The following is a 15,571-nucleotide window of genomic DNA, read 5'->3' on the forward strand; positions in this document are numbered from 1 at the left end:
CTCTTTATATGGCTTTGTCTATCAACAAAATATGGGAATCACCTTAATTATCCTCTATTCCCCATCCCCAAACACTTACTTCGTATTTAGAATACTCAATATCACCCTCATATTCTTTAAAGAAATCAATATAAATGCCTTTTTCTTTGTCAAGAGAAGTAATGCACAAAGAATCTCCATCTAGTTCAATCAGCGCAATATATTTTCTTAACGCAGTCTGTATATTAATTAAACATACGCCGCAAATTTCGCTCTTACTCGTAATAAGATATCCATCATTATCAACTATTTGTTCGCCAATAATATTTACATCTCTTTCAAGATCAGACTTACATTCTTCTTTGTATTTTTTTACAATTATATTTTCATGTGTTCTATATGCATTAAAGAAATTTGAGATAATCATATCCGAATCTTCCAAATCAAGGAAATCGGCGTCCTCAAAACTTTTACCAAAAATCAACGATAAGTCTTGTTTATACTTAACAATTTCCTGCTTTCGGCGATTTTTTCTTATTAAATATTCCATCTTATTCATTGTAAAATGATTTTGATTTGCCGTTTTTCAACCTGTTTCGTCCTAATGGATCTACTTGGCCTCCAGGTTTAGGGGTACCTGCTTCCCAATGTGGCCCATGATTTCTATCGGATAATTGTTGCTGGACCTCCTTGTGTTGCGAACCTCCTCCCGGTTTGGGTAAAACATAGTCAAATACTGTTCCTGCCGGAGTCTTTTTTTGAGAAGAAGGTTGCTGGCTTGTAGGTATTCCTTCCTGCCTCATCGCATCTTTCCTGGCGGCACTAGATGTTGAATGTGGATTATTTTCGCTACCAGCCTTATTAGCCGCATTGTTACTATTACCACCTTCAACATTCACTCTGCCATTCTGTGAAACTAAATTAGCTGCCCCATTATTCATTACAAAAACTCCATGGACTGCCATTCCTGCTCCAACTAAACCAGTCACCACTGTTACAGGGGCAGTTGTTCCACCGGATCCTGCCAACACTACAACAGAACCTGCCGCTGCTCCCCTTCCTGCATTAGATTCAATTGCACCTCCTACCATGCTTCCCGCGTCTGCAACGTCCAATCCTATATTCCATCCTGCAGCTATCGCATCATCCCCCGCGCTGCTGATGACAGGGGCTGCCGTTCCTCTGATATTCGTCCCAAAAAAATTATCTGCAGCACCTATTGCAGTTCCAGCTACCCCGGCTCCCATCACTTTAGCGGCTCTTTTTACATCACTCCATGATGGCCAATCCGGCCACATACCATCCGGATCAATAAACCGGATCGGATTATCAAAAGCATAAACATACGGTGACCATCTTCTGCCTTTTTCACCAAGCGGATCCGCTGCATGCCATTTTCCAATCTGCTGATCATACATCCTTGCCCCATAGTCATACCATTCCAATCCACTTCCGCCATTACCCGCAAACTCCTTGTTCTGCAACTCCTTGCCGTTATACTGGAACTTATTCTCTCCACGATACAACGCCTTATAACTGATCTGGTCCATGGTGAGCCCAAATGGATAATAATTACCGCCTTCCCCGCACTGTTAGCAACTTTTTCAAAGAACCGGTTTTAAAGATATAGGTTTTTATTTTCAATTGAAAAAAACAAAAGGGAGGGGCAAAAAACACATCCATAGCGGGTGAAGGCGGCATTGGAGGCGTTGAACAGGAAGCGCCTTGCGCCGCCTTCGCCCGCTATGGATGCGCCAAGACTGCACTGCCGCCGATCAGGGAACTACCGCCCCCGTTCGCGGCAGGTCGTGTTCTTCCGCTCGTCCCTGATCTACCGCCCCTCCGCTGCATTTTCATCCGCTCTGATCCATCCGCTTCCGCCACCACCACCGCCATGCGGCGCAGGGTCCGGGGGCGGGAGTGTGAGCGAAGCGAATACGGAGCCACCGGTCACCCTGCGCCGCCGGCAGGTGGCGGACAGATATGAGGCAGAGGAGGGATTTGCGCGCTTCGCGCAAAGACCGGGAGCTGCCCGAACGAAGGGCATGGGAAGGGCGGCCACAAGGGAACGCAGCCGGTAACAGGGAACCTTCGCTCCAGTACACCCGCGCCCTTCCCATGCCCGCAGTGAGACCGCTTTTCCTGGCCTTGTGATGAGGGAACCTTGCGGGTTAACAGGGATTTTTGCCCATGCTCTTTGTGCCGGGAGAACGTGGTGAGTTATAGGGATTTGACAGCTTGCTGTGATGTCGTGGGATCGTCGCCGTGAGTGCGAGGCCGATCTCAATAGGATGATGCTGTTCCAGCTGCGCCTGAAGATCTTCGAGGCCGGTGAGCTGGTACCGCTGCGTGCTGCTGGCGTATTTATGACCAGCCATGTACTGCACCTGCCGCACGTTGTAGCAATGCAACCATTCCGTAATCACGCTGCCCCTGATCTGCTGCACGCTTTTGATGGCAGGATGTAGTTTTTTAAGCGCCCGCAACAACTTGCTGACTTCCCCGCTCAGGTAATGCCCGTTCAGCAGCCGCATGCCCCGCATCGCTGGTTTGGATAACTCTCCGTGCGCCCGCACACAACGCTCCAGCTGCCGCATCTGCACCGCTTCCAGCTTCAGCCGCCGCCCATTGTAAGCGCGCCCGCTCCGCACCTGCAGCATCCCTTCCCGTAACTGTACGTCCGTGATCTCCAGCCGCCGTATCTCCCGAACGGTCAAGCCCTGGAACACCAGCAGCCCGAGTATCACCCGTCCGCACAGCGTAGAGCCGTACTGCTCACAATAATCACGGTACAGCGCCTGCAAGGTGTCCATTTCCAGCATGCCCGCCGGCAACCGTCGCGGGATGCCCTTGATGTACACGCCGGCCGCAGGATTATGGCCGCCAACGCCAGCCGCGATCCGCCAGTCAAAAAAATGCCGCAGCACACCTAATACCGCCTTCACCGTTGCCCGGCTACAACCTTTGGCTTGCAGCCACCGCATACAATCCAGCAGCTCCGTATAGGTCACCGCATCCGGGTGCAGAAGTTCCTGCCCCAGCCAGTCTATAAAAACCTGTAGATATTTCTCGTACGTGCAGATCGTGGCTGCACTATAACCATTTCGTTGTAAGTAATCCTTAAAACTCATAACGATGTATTTACAAGGTGCGTGTATAATTGTGTACTATCGAGGCTTTCATGACCCAGGAACAGTTGTATCTTTTCCAGCGGCACGCCGTTCTGCAAAAGATGCGTAGCGATCGAGTGCCGCAGCGTATGCGTACCGATATTTTTGATAATACCGGCCGTTTTTGCCAGTTGCTTGACCCGGACATACAAAGATTGCCCCGTAAGCCCTTTACCCGTATTTGCGCCTAAAAACAGGCTTTCCGTGGAACGCTGCAATAACTGCGGGCGGCTTTCGGTAAGATAGGTTTGCAGGTGATAAAGATTCTGCTGCGTCAGTGGTACATATCGTTCCTTGTAACCCTTGCCCTTTCTAACGTACAGCAGGCGGCGGTCGGTGATAATGTCCGATACGGCTAGACTTGCGCCTTCGCTGAGCCGCAACCCGCAGCCATAGAACACCGCCAGCATGGCACGGTCACGTAGGCCTAAGATCGTTTGCCCGGTAACATGGTAGAGCTGCCGAACCTGCGCCACCGTCAGCCACACCGGCAGCCGCTGACCACCGGCCAGCCGCGGCAAACAAAAACCTTCGCCGCTGCCGCCCGTCAGCCGCAGGTAACGGCTCAGCAGCGCCAGCGCCTGTACGTATTTATTGATATGCCCCGCACTGTGGCCGCGTCCCGTGCGGATACCCGTTTGCAATTGCAGGTGACCGATAAAAGCCGTCGCGGAAGCAGCCGTCAGCACATCCGGCGTAACATGCCCTTGTTGTTGCAGCCAGTACAGGTACTCTGCTGCGTGCCGCGGCAGGTTGTACACCGTAGTGGAGGCATAGCCCAACGTTTGCAACCACTGTTTAAAACTTTCGCACAATAGCCCGTAGCTACTGCCTTGCAGTAAATAGGTTGATGCCATTATTGGTAGTTTGATAAGGTGATAATGAGAGGAAGGGTAAACAATAACCGTATAGTTATCTTTTTTGGTGAACCACCGGGCCACTGGCGTATTTTCCTTTGCTGTGGCCGCTTTCAGTGGCTCACTGCTGCAAGTGGTCCACTAGTGAGCTACTGAACCACTGAACGGCCTGATCGCTCTTTTATCTTCACAAGGATGGCCTGCAACTGGCTGTCAATACTGCTTTTCAGCACCTCGTATTCATCCGCCCGTGCAATGGTGTATTCATAATGCCGGTAGCGGTTGCCGCTGCCTTTCAGGTAACCATAACGTTCCAGCTCCGACAGATAACGCTTCAGCGTAGCAGGCGCGATACGCAACTGCTGGCGGATTTCACGGGCGGTAAAACTGTCCTTTCCCTCCACCGCCAGCAGCGCCTTTAGCTGCTCCAAAAAGTTCCGCGTGGCTTTGGCCAGTTCGTCGCCTTTGCTGAACAGCACTTCCTTTAACAGGTGGAACGCCGCCGTAATATCCGCCGGAGTGGTTTCAATATAAGGTTGGCCGCTGCCATCTTTCTTTTGCGCCCGCTGGTACTGGTGATAGAACGTCACCGCCTCGATAAAGGCCAGCAACAGCGTCATCGTCCGCCGCGGCTTGAAGATCTCCGAAGGCAGCGTAATGTGCTGCGCATAAGGATTCACTACCCGTACCGGCTGCAGCACTTGCTGCACGCTACGTAAAAGAGATTTGATGGCCTGCTCCTTGCCGTGATCGACCTGCCCGGCGGATAATTTCGTTTGATAGGCCATGATCCGCCCGTCCTGCTCGGCCGAGCCATCCACGTACAGCAGCAGGCAGCGGTTGGCATTATCTTCATACAGCTTCTCCCGCGTGGTGCAGCCGCTCACGCTCACCGGGCCTTCCACCACCACTGTGATCGTTTTCAGGTTCCCCTTCGTGTCCTTGATCGTCACTGTCTTGGATATGCGCTTCTTGCTTTGCAGCTCCCGCAAGGGATATAAAGCACTCTCCGCGCCGTCCAGGTCTTCGATCAGCAGCAGCTTGTGCTTCAGCTCGTCCTGCCGGAAGTAATAAAAAGCGTTCTCCGTCACCTGCGTGATCTCGATCTTTTCTTCAGCAGGGATCAGTTCGCTGACCTTCTCTTGTAAATACGTTTTGCCGCTGCCGCTCGCGCCGAGGAACATCACATGCAGCGGCGTGGCCTGCCTCCGGCTGCTGTACACCAGGTACGCGATCAGCCGGTTCATTTCTTCCCCTACGATGCCTGACTGGCCGATGTCTTCGCTGGTTCTTCTTAGCAGGTGCGGTTGTTGCAGGTACTGGATGGCGGCTTGCCGTTGCGCGGGCGTGAGCGCGGGTTTGCTCTCCGGCTTGGCTTGCAGCCGCTCCAGACGCTGCGCACGGTAGCTTTCCAGCGCACCCGTCAGCTGCGCCACCAGCGTCACCACCGCCTGCCCGTTCATATCAAAGGTCTCCGTGACCAGGCTCACCAGTTGCTGCACCTGCCCGTGATTGTACAGGTCAAGGCTGTGCCGCACCGGCAAAAACATGCCCTGCCGGTGTTCCACTTTCAGCGTCACCCGCAACCGGTCCAGTCCCGTCAGCCGTACACCACCCAACACGGTGACCTGTAGCAGTACACCATCATACACCAGCAACTCCGGGTTGGCCGTGTTCAGCCGCTCATTAGTTTGTAAAACAGGTATAGGGATAACAGAAGGTGTTTTACTTTCAATTGAAAAAGAAAAATGTAATGGCTGCCGCTGCGCTATCAGATCGGCCAACACTTGCGGATCATCGTGGCTTTGCAAGACACTGTTTACATCCTCGCCATCAGGAAGCGGTACATGCGTGAACTGCACGTTCGGCAGCAGGCCGGATAAAGTTTGTGCGTGCTTGATCGTCGCGGCTTTGCCTGCTTCGTCTGCGTCTAGCATGAAGATCATCTCATCTAACGCCGCAAGGGTAATAATCGCCTGCTGATGTTCATCGGTGAGCCCGTTCGTGCCGTACAACGCCAGCACACTGTATTGCGCGGCAATGGCCGGTTGCTGCAACAAGCTCGCCGCATCGATGATACTTTCCGTCAGGATCAGCTTTGTAGTAGCCGGTGCAGGATAGCCGGGATACAATCCCGTCCTGCCCGTCATATAAAAATGCCGCTGGTCGCTGTTATTAAAAATGCTGCGACCGTACAGGCTCACGATCTTGTGTTGCACATCTTTTAACGGGAAGATCACGCAATCCTTTGCCCATACGCTGTAACCACCGGCTGCACGGGGTTTGAGCAGACCGTATGTAACCATGCTGGTGACAAGATGATGGTTCTTGCTCTCCACATGCAGCCCGCCGCTGTTGTACCCGCACTCGTGTTGTTTGTAATCCAGCCCGCGTCCTTGCAGATAGTCCACCGCTTTGCGGGAGGCTGGCAATGCTTTCTTAAAAGAACTGAACACCTTGTTTAACACGGCTTCCCGTTCCAATGGATCTGTTGGTGGTTGAGCAGGAGCGGCTGGAACGGCCGGTTGTGGAAGCGCTCCGCCGATCAGGGATTTCGCCTTTATAATCGCCTCGTGTGTGCTGCACTTGTCCATCAGTTCTATGAACCGGATCACATCACCCGTACCCGCGTGACAGTTCGTGGAGAAGCAACAAAATGTATCCGTCTTCGGGTACAGTTGCAACGAAGGCGTTTTATCGTCATGGAACGGGCATAACAATCGCTGATGTTTATCCGGCCGCAGCCCATAATGGGCAACCACTTCCGCAAGAGAGAGCCGCGCCTTAAGCTCTTTGATCTCCATTGGTAGAGAGGTTTTTGATCTCCAGGTAACCATCGCTTACGGTGATCTCTAGCTGGTCGCCGATAGCAAAACCGGCCTGCGCCAGCCAAACCCCGCTCAGGTTCAGCCACGGTAAATATTTATCGCCCCTGTCACGAGGATGCGCTTTTGCACCTACCTTTATCAGGCGCATATTGTTAACCTTGCGTACCATGTGGAAAAATATTTGATTAGAACTTATCCGTTTCAAAGATAACGGATACTTTCTAATCAACAAAATTATTCCGTTTTGTTAACAACAATTATGTTCCATAATTTCGGCCTGCGACCGGTTTGGCCGTTTTAATCAGTACGTATGAGTTTTGGTAAACGTTTGTTAGAAGCCCGTAAAAAGAAAGGTATCAGCCAGGAAGAGATGGCCTCTCACCTCGGCACCAAAGGGCCGGCTATCGGTAGATATGAGCGGGATGAGATGAAGCCGTCCATTGATGCAGCGACTAAAATGGCGAAGGTGTTGGGCGTGTCGCTAGACTGGCTTGTCGGCATCACCGATATGGAACTGGATGCCGCTACCCTCGGCAGGATACAGGATATCAATAAACTCTCCTTAAAAGACAAAGAACTCGTCTTCGAGTTCCTCGATTCATTTATCGCTAACAGGAAAATTAAAAATGTTCTGCAATAAATGCTTATATGGGAATAAAAGAATTGGATAAACTAAAAGATTGGGATTTTCACAAACAAGCGGCCTTCGCTTACCTCACCTGTGTACGACTTTATCCCAACTATGTATATTTCTCTCTAAATTATGGATTCGGTAATCCTTCAATACTTAGAGAAGCGATAGAATATATTTACGACAATCTCTTTGAACAAAATACAGATAAAAATAAAATACAGGCTATAGTTCAAAAAGTAGAAGAAAATACACCAGATACGGGAGATTTCAGTGTGATATTCGTTTCTTCTGCCCTGGATGCCTGTACCGCCATTTTGGATAGCTTAGATTTTTTAATCCATAAAGACTTTTCAAAAATACAGTCCATATCTACCTATGGAACAGATACCGTCGATATGTATATTCAAGAATTAGAAAATCTTGATTTTAATACCGACAAAGACTTCCAGAATAAAATAGACAATCATCCTTTAATGAAGAAAGAAATTGCTATCCAAATAGGCATCATTGGTTTCTTAAACAATAGCAAAACATTGGATTATGGAGATATACAAACATTACTTAAACTTCAAGAAAATGAAAAAAGAGGTAGCTTAAATTTATAAAACTACCTCTTTTAAAGTAAGCTAAAAGGTCATTGACCAGGTATTATTGGCTTCTTCACAAATGTAGCGTCAACCGGCTGCGGTGGCGGCACTACCTTCAATGGACTCGCAGGAACCGCGCCTGCATTATTTATCGCAACTGCACAACCAGGGCAAATAGGCCTGCTCGCCGCAACTGCACTTACCGTCATACTATTTGCCTGTGCATAATTTAACACCGTTACTTCCGCATGACCCTGTCCCGATACAGCAATCTCTCCAGGATTGAGCGCAGCTCTCTGGGCTGGTCTTAATCGAGCCTCACTAGAACCAACTAAAGTTACAGAATTCCCTTCTGCTGTTGTCGCAGATGCCACTGCGGTAGTAGTCCTGGATTGCGTTGCCGCAGGTAAAGTACCGTGTATTTCTGTTGCTCTCGCCGCAAGACTAACCTCCCCAACTTCAACTGAAGCAGAAACCGTACGGCCAATACTTCGAGTTCCGACGGTCATCAGACTTCCTGAACCCATCCCCTCTGTCATTACTCCCGCTAAATATAAGACGGTAAATTGTCCCAACATGAGACCAGCTCCCTTATATACTTCAGGGTTTTTAGCAGCCTCGCCCATGTCTTGTGCAAATTCCTTCCCGCTATAACTTTTGGTGATCCCCGTACTGCCTAAAAGCTTTGCTTTGAAAAATTCTGCATTTATACTTAGACCTTCCAATCCTTCCAGTTCCACATGCGCAGTAACCTTATTCTCGGAAAATGCGTATGTTGAGTTATGAACATACTTTTCTGAAAGAGGATCAACCTGTATAAACCTTCCTATCTGCGGATCATGGTTCCTCCATTTAAAACCATACCAGTTAAGTCCCAAATCATCATCCAAAGGCTGCCCCTGGAATAGCTGGTTCTTATTGATGGGATTGTATATCGCTCTACTTGATATCCCCGCCATGGTCAACCCGAATGGATAATAATTACCGCCTTCCCCGCACTGTTAGCAACTTTTTCAAAGAACCGGTTTTAAAGATATAGGTTTTTATTTTCAATTGAAAAAAACAAAAGGGAGGGGCAAAAAACACATCCATAGCGGGTGAAGGCGGCATTGGAGGCGTTGAACAGGAAGCGCCTTGCGCCGCCTTCGCCCGCTATGGATGCGCCAAGACTGCACTGCCGCCGATCAGGGAACTACCGCCCCCGTTCGCGGCAGGTCGTGTTCTTCCGCTCGTCCCTGATCTACCGCCCCTCCGCTGCATTTTCATCCGCTCTGATCCATCCGCTTCCGCCACCACCACCGCCATGCGGCGCAGGGTCCGGGGGCGGGAGTGTGAGCGAAGCGAATACGGAGCCACCGGTCACCCTGCGCCGCCGGCAGGTGGCGGACAGATATGAGGCAGAGGAGGGATTTGCGCGCTTCGCGCAAAGACCGGGAGCTGCCCGAACGAAGGGCATGGGAAGGGCGGCCACAAGGGAACGCAGCCGGTAACAGGGAACCTTCGCTCCAGTACACCCGCGCCCTTCCCATGCCCGCAGTGAGACCGCTTTTCCTGGCCTTGTGATGAGGGAACCTTGCGGGTTAACAGGGATTTTTGCCCATGCTCTTTGTGCCGGGAGAACGTGGTGAGTTATAGGGATTTTAATGTTTGTTGTTATTTCGTGTGATCGTCGCCGTGAGTGCGGAGGCCGATCTCAATAGGATGATGCTGTTCCAGCTGCGCCTGAAGATCTTCGAGGCCGGTGAGCTGGTACCGCTGCGTGCTGCTGGCGTATTTATGACCAGCCATGTACTGCACCTGCCGCACGTTGTAGCAATGCAACCATTCCGTAATCACGCTGCCCCTGATCTGCTGCACGCTTTTGATGGCAGGATGTAGTTTTTTAAGCGCCCGCAACAACTTGCTGACTTCCCCGCTCAGGTAATGCCCGTTCAGCAGCCGCATGCCCCGCATCGCTGGTTTGGATAACTCTCCGTGCGCCCGCACACAACGCTCCAGCTGCCGCATCTGCACCGCTTCCAGCTTCAGCCGCCGCCCATTGTAAGCGCGCCCGCTCCGCACCTGCAGCATCCCTTCCCGTAACTGTACGTCCGTGATCTCCAGCCGCCGTATCTCCCGAACGGTCAAGCCCTGGAACACCAGCAGCCCGAGTATCACCCGTCCGCACAGCGTAGAGCCGTACTGCTCACAATAATCACGGTACAGCGCCTGCAAGGTGTCCATTTCCAGCATGCCCGCCGGCAACCGTCGCGGGATGCCCTTGATGTACACGCCGGCCGCAGGATTATGGCCGCCAACGCCAGCCGCGATCCGCCAGTCAAAAAAATGCCGCAGCACACCTAATACCGCCTTCACCGTTGCCCGGCTACAACCTTTGGCTTGCAGCCACCGCATACAATCCAGCAGCTCCGTATAGGTCACCGCATCCGGGTGCAGAAGTTCCTGCCCCAGCCAGTCTATAAAAACCTGTAGATATTTCTCGTACGTGCAGATCGTGGCTGCACTATAACCATTTCGTTGTAAGTAATCCTTAAAACTCATAACGATGTATTTACAAGGTGCGTGTATAATTGTGTACTATCGAGGCTTTCATGACCCAGGAACAGTTGTATCTTTTCCAGCGGCACGCCGTTCTGCAAAAGATGCGTAGCGATCGAGTGCCGCAGCGTATGCGTACCGATATTTTTGATAATACCGGCCGTTTTTGCCAGTTGCTTGACCCGGACATACAAAGATTGCCCCGTAAGCCCTTTACCCGTATTTGCGCCTAAAAACAGGCTTTCCGTGGAACGCTGCAATAACTGCGGGCGGCTTTCGGTAAGATAGGTTTGCAGGTGATAAAGATTCTGCTGCGTCAGTGGTACATATCGTTCCTTGTAACCCTTGCCCTTTCTAACGTACAGCAGGCGGCGGTCGGTGATAATGTCCGATACGGCTAGACTTGCGCCTTCGCTGAGCCGCAACCCGCAGCCATAGAACACCGCCAGCATGGCACGGTCACGTAGGCCTAAGATCGTTTGCCCGGTAACATGGTAGAGCTGCCGAACCTGCGCCACCGTCAGCCACACCGGCAGCCGCTGACCACCGGCCAGCCGCGGCAAACAAAAACCTTCGCCGCTGCCGCCCGTCAGCCGCAGGTAACGGCTCAGCAGCGCCAGCGCCTGTACGTATTTATTGATATGCCCCGCACTGTGGCCGCGTCCCGTGCGGATACCCGTTTGCAATTGCAGGTGACCGATAAAAGCCGTCGCGGAAGCAGCCGTCAGCACATCCGGCGTAACATGCCCTTGTTGTTGCAGCCAGTACAGGTACTCTGCTGCGTGCCGCGGCAGGTTGTACACCGTAGTGGAGGCATAGCCCAACGTTTGCAACCACTGTTTAAAACTTTCGCACAATAGCCCGTAGCTACTGCCTTGCAGTAAATAGGTTGATGCCATTATTGGTAGTTTGATAAGGTGATAATGAGAGGAAGGGTAAACAATAACCGTATAGTTATCTTTTTTGGTGAACCACCGGGCCACTGGCGTATTTTCCTTTGCTGTGGCCGCTTTCAGTGGCTCACTGCTGCAAGTGGTCCACTAGTGAGCTACTGAACCACTGAACGGCCTGATCGCTCTTTTATCTTCACAAGGATGGCCTGCAACTGGCTGTCAATACTGCTTTTCAGCACCTCGTATTCATCCGCCCGTGCAATGGTGTATTCATAATGCCGGTAGCGGTTGCCGCTGCCTTTCAGGTAACCATAACGTTCCAGCTCCGACAGATAACGCTTCAGCGTAGCAGGCGCGATACGCAACTGCTGGCGGATTTCACGGGCGGTAAAACTGTCCTTTCCCTCCACCGCCAGCAGCGCCTTTAGCTGCTCCAAAAAGTTCCGCGTGGCTTTGGCCAGTTCGTCGCCTTTGCTGAACAGCACTTCCTTTAACAGGTGGAACGCCGCCGTAATATCCGCCGGAGTGGTTTCAATATAAGGTTGGCCGCTGCCATCTTTCTTTTGCGCCCGCTGGTACTGGTGATAGAACGTCACCGCCTCGATAAAGGCCAGCAACAGCGTCATCGTCCGCCGCGGCTTGAAGATCTCCGAAGGCAGCGTAATGTGCTGCGCATAAGGATTCACTACCCGTACCGGCTGCAGCACTTGCTGCACGCTACGTAAAAGAGATTTGATGGCCTGCTCCTTGCCGTGATCGACCTGCCCGGCGGATAATTTCGTTTGATAGGCCATGATCCGCCCGTCCTGCTCGGCCGAGCCATCCACGTACAGCAGCAGGCAGCGGTTGGCATTATCTTCATACAGCTTCTCCCGCGTGGTGCAGCCGCTCACGCTCACCGGGCCTTCCACCACCACTGTGATCGTTTTCAGGTTCCCCTTCGTGTCCTTGATCGTCACTGTCTTGGATATGCGCTTCTTGCTTTGCAGCTCCCGCAAGGGATATAAAGCACTCTCCGCGCCGTCCAGGTCTTCGATCAGCAGCAGCTTGTGCTTCAGCTCGTCCTGCCGGAAGTAATAAAAAGCGTTCTCCGTCACCTGCGTGATCTCGATCTTTTCTTCAGCAGGGATCAGTTCGCTGACCTTCTCTTGTAAATACGTTTTGCCGCTGCCGCTCGCGCCGAGGAACATCACATGCAGCGGCGTGGCCTGCCTCCGGCTGCTGTACACCAGGTACGCGATCAGCCGGTTCATTTCTTCCCCTACGATGCCTGACTGGCCGATGTCTTCGCTGGTTCTTCTTAGCAGGTGCGGTTGTTGCAGGTACTGGATGGCGGCTTGCCGTTGCGCGGGCGTGAGCGCGGGTTTGCTCTCCGGCTTGGCTTGCAGCCGCTCCAGACGCTGCGCACGGTAGCTTTCCAGCGCACCCGTCAGCTGCGCCACCAGCGTCACCACCGCCTGCCCGTTCATATCAAAGGTCTCCGTGACCAGGCTCACCAGTTGCTGCACCTGCCCGTGATTGTACAGGTCAAGGCTGTGCCGCACCGGCAAAAACATGCCCTGCCGGTGTTCCACTTTCAGCGTCACCCGCAACCGGTCCAGTCCCGTCAGCCGTACACCACCCAACACGGTGACCTGTAGCAGTACACCATCATACACCAGCAACTCCGGGTTGGCCGTGTTCAGCCGCTCATTAGTTTGTAAAACAGGTATAGGGATAACAGAAGGTGTTTTACTTTCAATTGAAAAAGAAAAATGTAATGGCTGCCGCTGCGCTATCAGATCGGCCAACACTTGCGGATCATCGTGGCTTTGCAAGACACTGTTTACATCCTCGCCATCAGGAAGCGGTACATGCGTGAACTGCACGTTCGGCAGCAGGCCGGATAAAGTTTGTGCGTGCTTGATCGTCGCGGCTTTGCCTGCTTCGTCTGCGTCTAGCATGAAGATCATCTCATCTAACGCCGCAAGGGTAATAATCGCCTGCTGATGTTCATCGGTGAGCCCGTTCGTGCCGTACAACGCCAGCACACTGTATTGCGCGGCAATGGCCGGTTGCTGCAACAAGCTCGCCGCATCGATGATACTTTCCGTCAGGATCAGCTTTGTAGTAGCCGGTGCAGGATAGCCGGGATACAATCCCGTCCTGCCCGTCATATAAAAATGCCGCTGGTCGCTGTTATTAAAAATGCTGCGACCGTACAGGCTCACGATCTTGTGTTGCACATCTTTTAACGGGAAGATCACGCAATCCTTTGCCCATACGCTGTAACCACCGGCTGCACGGGGTTTGAGCAGACCGTATGTAACCATGCTGGTGACAAGATGATGGTTCTTGCTCTCCACATGCAGCCCGCCGCTGTTGTACCCGCACTCGTGTTGTTTGTAATCCAGCCCGCGTCCTTGCAGATAGTCCACCGCTTTGCGGGAGGCTGGCAATGCTTTCTTAAAAGAACTGAACACCTTGTTTAACACGGCTTCCCGTTCCAATGGATCTGTTGGTGGTTGAGCAGGAGCGGCTGGAACGGCCGGTTGTGGAAGCGCTCCGCCGATCAGGGATTTCGCCTTTATAATCGCCTCGTGTGTGCTGCACTTGTCCATCAGTTCTATGAACCGGATCACATCACCCGTACCCGCGTGACAGTTCGTGGAGAAGCAACAAAATGTATCCGTCTTCGGGTACAGTTGCAACGAAGGCGTTTTATCGTCATGGAACGGGCATAACAATCGCTGATGTTTATCCGGCCGCAGCCCATAATGGGCAACCACTTCCGCAAGAGAGAGCCGCGCCTTAAGCTCTTTGATCTCCATTGGTAGAGAGGTTTTTGATCTCCAGGTAACCATCGCTTACGGTGATCTCTAGCTGGTCGCCGATAGCAAAACCGGCCTGCGCCAGCCAAACCCCGCTCAGGTTCAGCCACGGTAAATATTTATCGCCCCTGTCACGAGGATGCGCTTTTGCACCTACCTTTATCAGGCGCATATTGTTAACCTTGCGTACCATGTGGAAAAATATTTGATTAGAACTTATCCGTTTCAAAGATAACGGATACTTTCTAATCAACAAAATTATTCCGTTTTGTTAACAACAATTATGTTCCATAATTTCGGCCTGCGACCGGTTTGGCCGTTTTAATCAGTACGTATGAGTTTTGGTAAACGTTTGTTAGAAGCCCGTAAAAAGAAAGGTATCAGCCAGGAAGAGATGGCCTCTCACCTCGGCACCAAAGGGCCGGCTATCGGTAGATATGAGCGGGATGAGATGAAGCCGTCCATTGATGCAGCGACTAAAATGGCGAAGGTGTTGGGCGTGTCGCTAGACTGGCTTGTCGGCATCACCGATATGGAACTGGATGCCGCTACCCTCGGCAGGATACAGGATATCAATAAACTCTCCTTAAAAGACAAAGAACTCGTCTTCGAGTTCCTCGATTCATTTATCGCTAACAGGAAAATTAAAAATGTTCTGCAATAAATGCTTATATGGGAATAAAAGAATTGGATAAACTAAAAGATTGGGATTTTCACAAACAAGCGGCCTTCGCTTACCTCACCTGTGTACGACTTTATCCCAACTATGTATATTTCTCTCTAAATTATGGATTCGGTAATCCTTCAATACTTAGAGAAGCGATAGAATATATTTACGACAATCTCTTTGAACAAAATACAGATAAAAATAAAATACAGGCTATAGTTCAAAAAGTAGAAGAAAATACACCAGATACGGGAGATTTCAGTGTGATATTCGTTTCTTCTGCCCTGGATGCCTGTACCGCCATTTTGGATAGCTTAGATTTTTTAATCCATAAAGACTTTTCAAAAATACAGTCCATATCTACCTATGGAACAGATACCGTCGATATGTATATTCAAGAATTAGAAAATCTTGATTTTAATACCGACAAAGACTTCCAGAATAAAATAGACAATCATCCTTTAATGAAGAAAGAAATTGCTATCCAAATAGGCATCATTGGTTTCTTAAACAATAGCAAAACATTGGATTATGGAGATATACAAACATTACTTAAACTTCAAGAAAATGAAAAAAGAGGTAGCTTAAATTTATAAAACTACCTCTTT

15 protein-coding genes and 2 pseudogenes are annotated in these 15,571 nt (G+C 51.0%); 6 read left to right on the forward strand and 11 right to left on the reverse strand.

Features of this window, described 5'->3' with window-relative positions; genetic code table 11:
• Nucleotides 1–43: 43 nt before the first annotated feature.
• Both EG028_RS00650 and EG028_RS00655 read right to left on the reverse strand, forming a co-directional pair.
• The gene (locus EG028_RS00650) at nt 44–538 is read right to left on the reverse strand and encodes a hypothetical protein (protein ID WP_120514125.1); all 495 of its coding nucleotides are present in this window, start codon (nt 536–538) and stop codon (nt 44–46) included.
• A pseudogene (locus EG028_RS00655) lies at nt 531–1,538 on the reverse strand (RHS repeat-associated core domain-containing protein); the annotation flags it as partial. The gene EG028_RS00650 and the pseudogene EG028_RS00655, both read right to left, overlap by 8 nt.
• A 424-nt stretch (nt 1,539–1,962) precedes the next feature.
• On the opposite strand from EG028_RS00655, the gene EG028_RS27585 reads away from it, so the two are divergent.
• Nucleotides 1,963–2,133: a hypothetical protein gene (locus EG028_RS27585; RefSeq protein ID WP_185096806.1), complete on the forward strand. Its 171-nt coding sequence runs from the start codon at nt 1,963–1,965 to the stop codon at nt 2,131–2,133.
• A 17-nt stretch (nt 2,134–2,150) separates the two neighbouring features.
• On the opposite strand, the gene EG028_RS00660 is transcribed toward EG028_RS27585, so the two are convergent.
• The 4 genes from EG028_RS00660 to EG028_RS00675 form a co-directional block, all read right to left on the reverse strand.
• Complete coding sequence (locus EG028_RS00660) at nt 2,151–3,110, reverse strand: tyrosine-type recombinase/integrase (RefSeq protein WP_123864490.1); 960 nt, start codon at nt 3,108–3,110, stop codon at nt 2,151–2,153.
• Nucleotides 3,107–4,006, reverse strand: a complete 900-nt coding sequence (locus EG028_RS00665) for a tyrosine-type recombinase/integrase (protein ID WP_120514128.1) — start codon at nt 4,004–4,006, stop codon at nt 3,107–3,109. The genes EG028_RS00660 and EG028_RS00665 overlap by 4 nt, the downstream gene beginning before the upstream one ends.
• A 149-nt stretch (nt 4,007–4,155) precedes the next feature.
• Nucleotides 4,156–6,810 (reverse strand): CHC2 zinc finger domain-containing protein, encoded by a 2,655-nt coding sequence (locus EG028_RS00670; RefSeq protein ID WP_162946177.1) that lies wholly within the window; start codon nt 6,808–6,810, stop codon nt 4,156–4,158.
• Nucleotides 6,791–7,003, reverse strand: a complete 213-nt coding sequence (locus tag EG028_RS00675; protein WP_120514130.1) for a SymE family type I addiction module toxin — start codon at nt 7,001–7,003, stop codon at nt 6,791–6,793. Before EG028_RS00675 ends, EG028_RS00670 begins: the two co-directional genes overlap by 20 nt.
• Before the next feature lie 141 nt (nt 7,004–7,144).
• Between EG028_RS00675 and EG028_RS00680 the strand changes: the two genes are divergently transcribed.
• A complete protein-coding gene (locus tag EG028_RS00680) occupies nt 7,145–7,474 on the forward strand; it encodes a helix-turn-helix domain-containing protein (RefSeq protein WP_120514131.1) in 330 nt (109 codons plus the stop codon).
• Between the two features lie 8 nt (nt 7,475–7,482).
• Complete coding sequence (locus EG028_RS00685; protein WP_120514132.1) at nt 7,483–8,073, forward strand: DUF416 family protein; 591 nt, start codon at nt 7,483–7,485, stop codon at nt 8,071–8,073.
• 29 nt (nt 8,074–8,102) lie between these two features.
• Here EG028_RS00685 and EG028_RS00690 read toward each other — a convergent pair.
• A pseudogene (locus tag EG028_RS00690) lies at nt 8,103–9,023 on the reverse strand (RHS repeat-associated core domain-containing protein); the annotation flags it as partial.
• 424 nt (nt 9,024–9,447) lie between these two features.
• On the opposite strand from EG028_RS00690, the gene EG028_RS27590 reads away from it, so the two are divergent.
• Nucleotides 9,448–9,618, forward strand: a complete 171-nt coding sequence (locus EG028_RS27590; RefSeq protein WP_185096806.1) for a hypothetical protein — start codon at nt 9,448–9,450, stop codon at nt 9,616–9,618.
• A gap of 90 nt (nt 9,619–9,708) precedes the next feature.
• On the opposite strand, the gene EG028_RS00695 is transcribed toward EG028_RS27590, so the two are convergent.
• The 4 genes from EG028_RS00695 to EG028_RS00710 form a co-directional block, all read right to left on the reverse strand.
• Nucleotides 9,709–10,596 carry a tyrosine-type recombinase/integrase gene (locus EG028_RS00695; protein WP_120514127.1) on the reverse strand — a complete coding sequence of 296 codons (888 nt, stop codon included), beginning with the start codon at nt 10,594–10,596 and terminating at the stop codon, nt 9,709–9,711.
• Nucleotides 10,593–11,492, reverse strand: a complete 900-nt coding sequence (locus EG028_RS00700) for a tyrosine-type recombinase/integrase (protein WP_120514128.1) — start codon at nt 11,490–11,492, stop codon at nt 10,593–10,595. The genes EG028_RS00695 and EG028_RS00700 overlap by 4 nt, the downstream gene beginning before the upstream one ends.
• Before the next feature lie 149 nt (nt 11,493–11,641).
• Nucleotides 11,642–14,296 carry a CHC2 zinc finger domain-containing protein gene (locus tag EG028_RS00705; RefSeq protein WP_162946177.1) on the reverse strand — a complete coding sequence of 885 codons (2,655 nt, stop codon included), beginning with the start codon at nt 14,294–14,296 and terminating at the stop codon, nt 11,642–11,644.
• Nucleotides 14,277–14,489 carry a SymE family type I addiction module toxin gene (locus EG028_RS00710; protein ID WP_120514130.1) on the reverse strand — a complete coding sequence of 71 codons (213 nt, stop codon included), beginning with the start codon at nt 14,487–14,489 and terminating at the stop codon, nt 14,277–14,279. The genes EG028_RS00705 and EG028_RS00710 overlap by 20 nt, the downstream gene beginning before the upstream one ends.
• A gap of 141 nt (nt 14,490–14,630) precedes the next feature.
• Here EG028_RS00710 and EG028_RS00715 point away from each other — a divergent pair, with 141 nt between their 5' ends.
• Both EG028_RS00715 and EG028_RS00720 read left to right on the forward strand, forming a co-directional pair.
• A complete protein-coding gene (locus EG028_RS00715; protein WP_120514131.1) occupies nt 14,631–14,960 on the forward strand; it encodes a helix-turn-helix domain-containing protein in 330 nt (109 codons plus the stop codon).
• 8 nt (nt 14,961–14,968) lie between these two features.
• The gene (locus EG028_RS00720; RefSeq protein ID WP_120514132.1) at nt 14,969–15,559 is read left to right on the forward strand and encodes a DUF416 family protein; all 591 of its coding nucleotides are present in this window, start codon (nt 14,969–14,971) and stop codon (nt 15,557–15,559) included.
• Nucleotides 15,560–15,571: the final 12 nt, after the last annotated feature.

Source organism: Chitinophaga barathri (assembly GCF_003807585.1).
In the GTDB taxonomy this organism is placed as follows: Bacteria; Bacteroidota; Bacteroidia; order Chitinophagales; family Chitinophagaceae; genus Chitinophaga; species Chitinophaga barathri.

Excerpts from the sequence above, each read along its gene's own strand:
- EG028_RS00650 (WP_120514125.1), bottom strand. The coding sequence starts at position 538 with ATGAATAAGATGGAATATTTAATAAGAAAAAATCGCCGAAAGCAGGAA.
- EG028_RS27585 (WP_185096806.1), top strand. The coding sequence starts at position 1,963 with ATGAGGCAGAGGAGGGATTTGCGCGCTTCGCGCAAAGACCGGGAGCTG.
- EG028_RS00660 (WP_123864490.1), bottom strand. The coding sequence starts at position 3,110 with ATGAGTTTTAAGGATTACTTACAACGAAATGGTTATAGTGCAGCCACG.
- EG028_RS00665 (WP_120514128.1), bottom strand. The coding sequence starts at position 4,006 with ATGGCATCAACCTATTTACTGCAAGGCAGTAGCTACGGGCTATTGTGC.
- EG028_RS00670 (WP_162946177.1), bottom strand. The coding sequence starts at position 6,810 with ATGGAGATCAAAGAGCTTAAGGCGCGGCTCTCTCTTGCGGAAGTGGTT.
- EG028_RS00675 (WP_120514130.1), bottom strand. The coding sequence starts at position 7,003 with ATGGTACGCAAGGTTAACAATATGCGCCTGATAAAGGTAGGTGCAAAA.
- EG028_RS00680 (WP_120514131.1), top strand. The coding sequence starts at position 7,145 with ATGAGTTTTGGTAAACGTTTGTTAGAAGCCCGTAAAAAGAAAGGTATC.
- EG028_RS00685 (WP_120514132.1), top strand. The coding sequence starts at position 7,483 with ATGGGAATAAAAGAATTGGATAAACTAAAAGATTGGGATTTTCACAAA.
- EG028_RS27590 (WP_185096806.1), top strand. The coding sequence starts at position 9,448 with ATGAGGCAGAGGAGGGATTTGCGCGCTTCGCGCAAAGACCGGGAGCTG.
- EG028_RS00695 (WP_120514127.1), bottom strand. The coding sequence starts at position 10,596 with ATGAGTTTTAAGGATTACTTACAACGAAATGGTTATAGTGCAGCCACG.
- EG028_RS00700 (WP_120514128.1), bottom strand. The coding sequence starts at position 11,492 with ATGGCATCAACCTATTTACTGCAAGGCAGTAGCTACGGGCTATTGTGC.
- EG028_RS00705 (WP_162946177.1), bottom strand. The coding sequence starts at position 14,296 with ATGGAGATCAAAGAGCTTAAGGCGCGGCTCTCTCTTGCGGAAGTGGTT.
- EG028_RS00710 (WP_120514130.1), bottom strand. The coding sequence starts at position 14,489 with ATGGTACGCAAGGTTAACAATATGCGCCTGATAAAGGTAGGTGCAAAA.
- EG028_RS00715 (WP_120514131.1), top strand. The coding sequence starts at position 14,631 with ATGAGTTTTGGTAAACGTTTGTTAGAAGCCCGTAAAAAGAAAGGTATC.
- EG028_RS00720 (WP_120514132.1), top strand. The coding sequence starts at position 14,969 with ATGGGAATAAAAGAATTGGATAAACTAAAAGATTGGGATTTTCACAAA.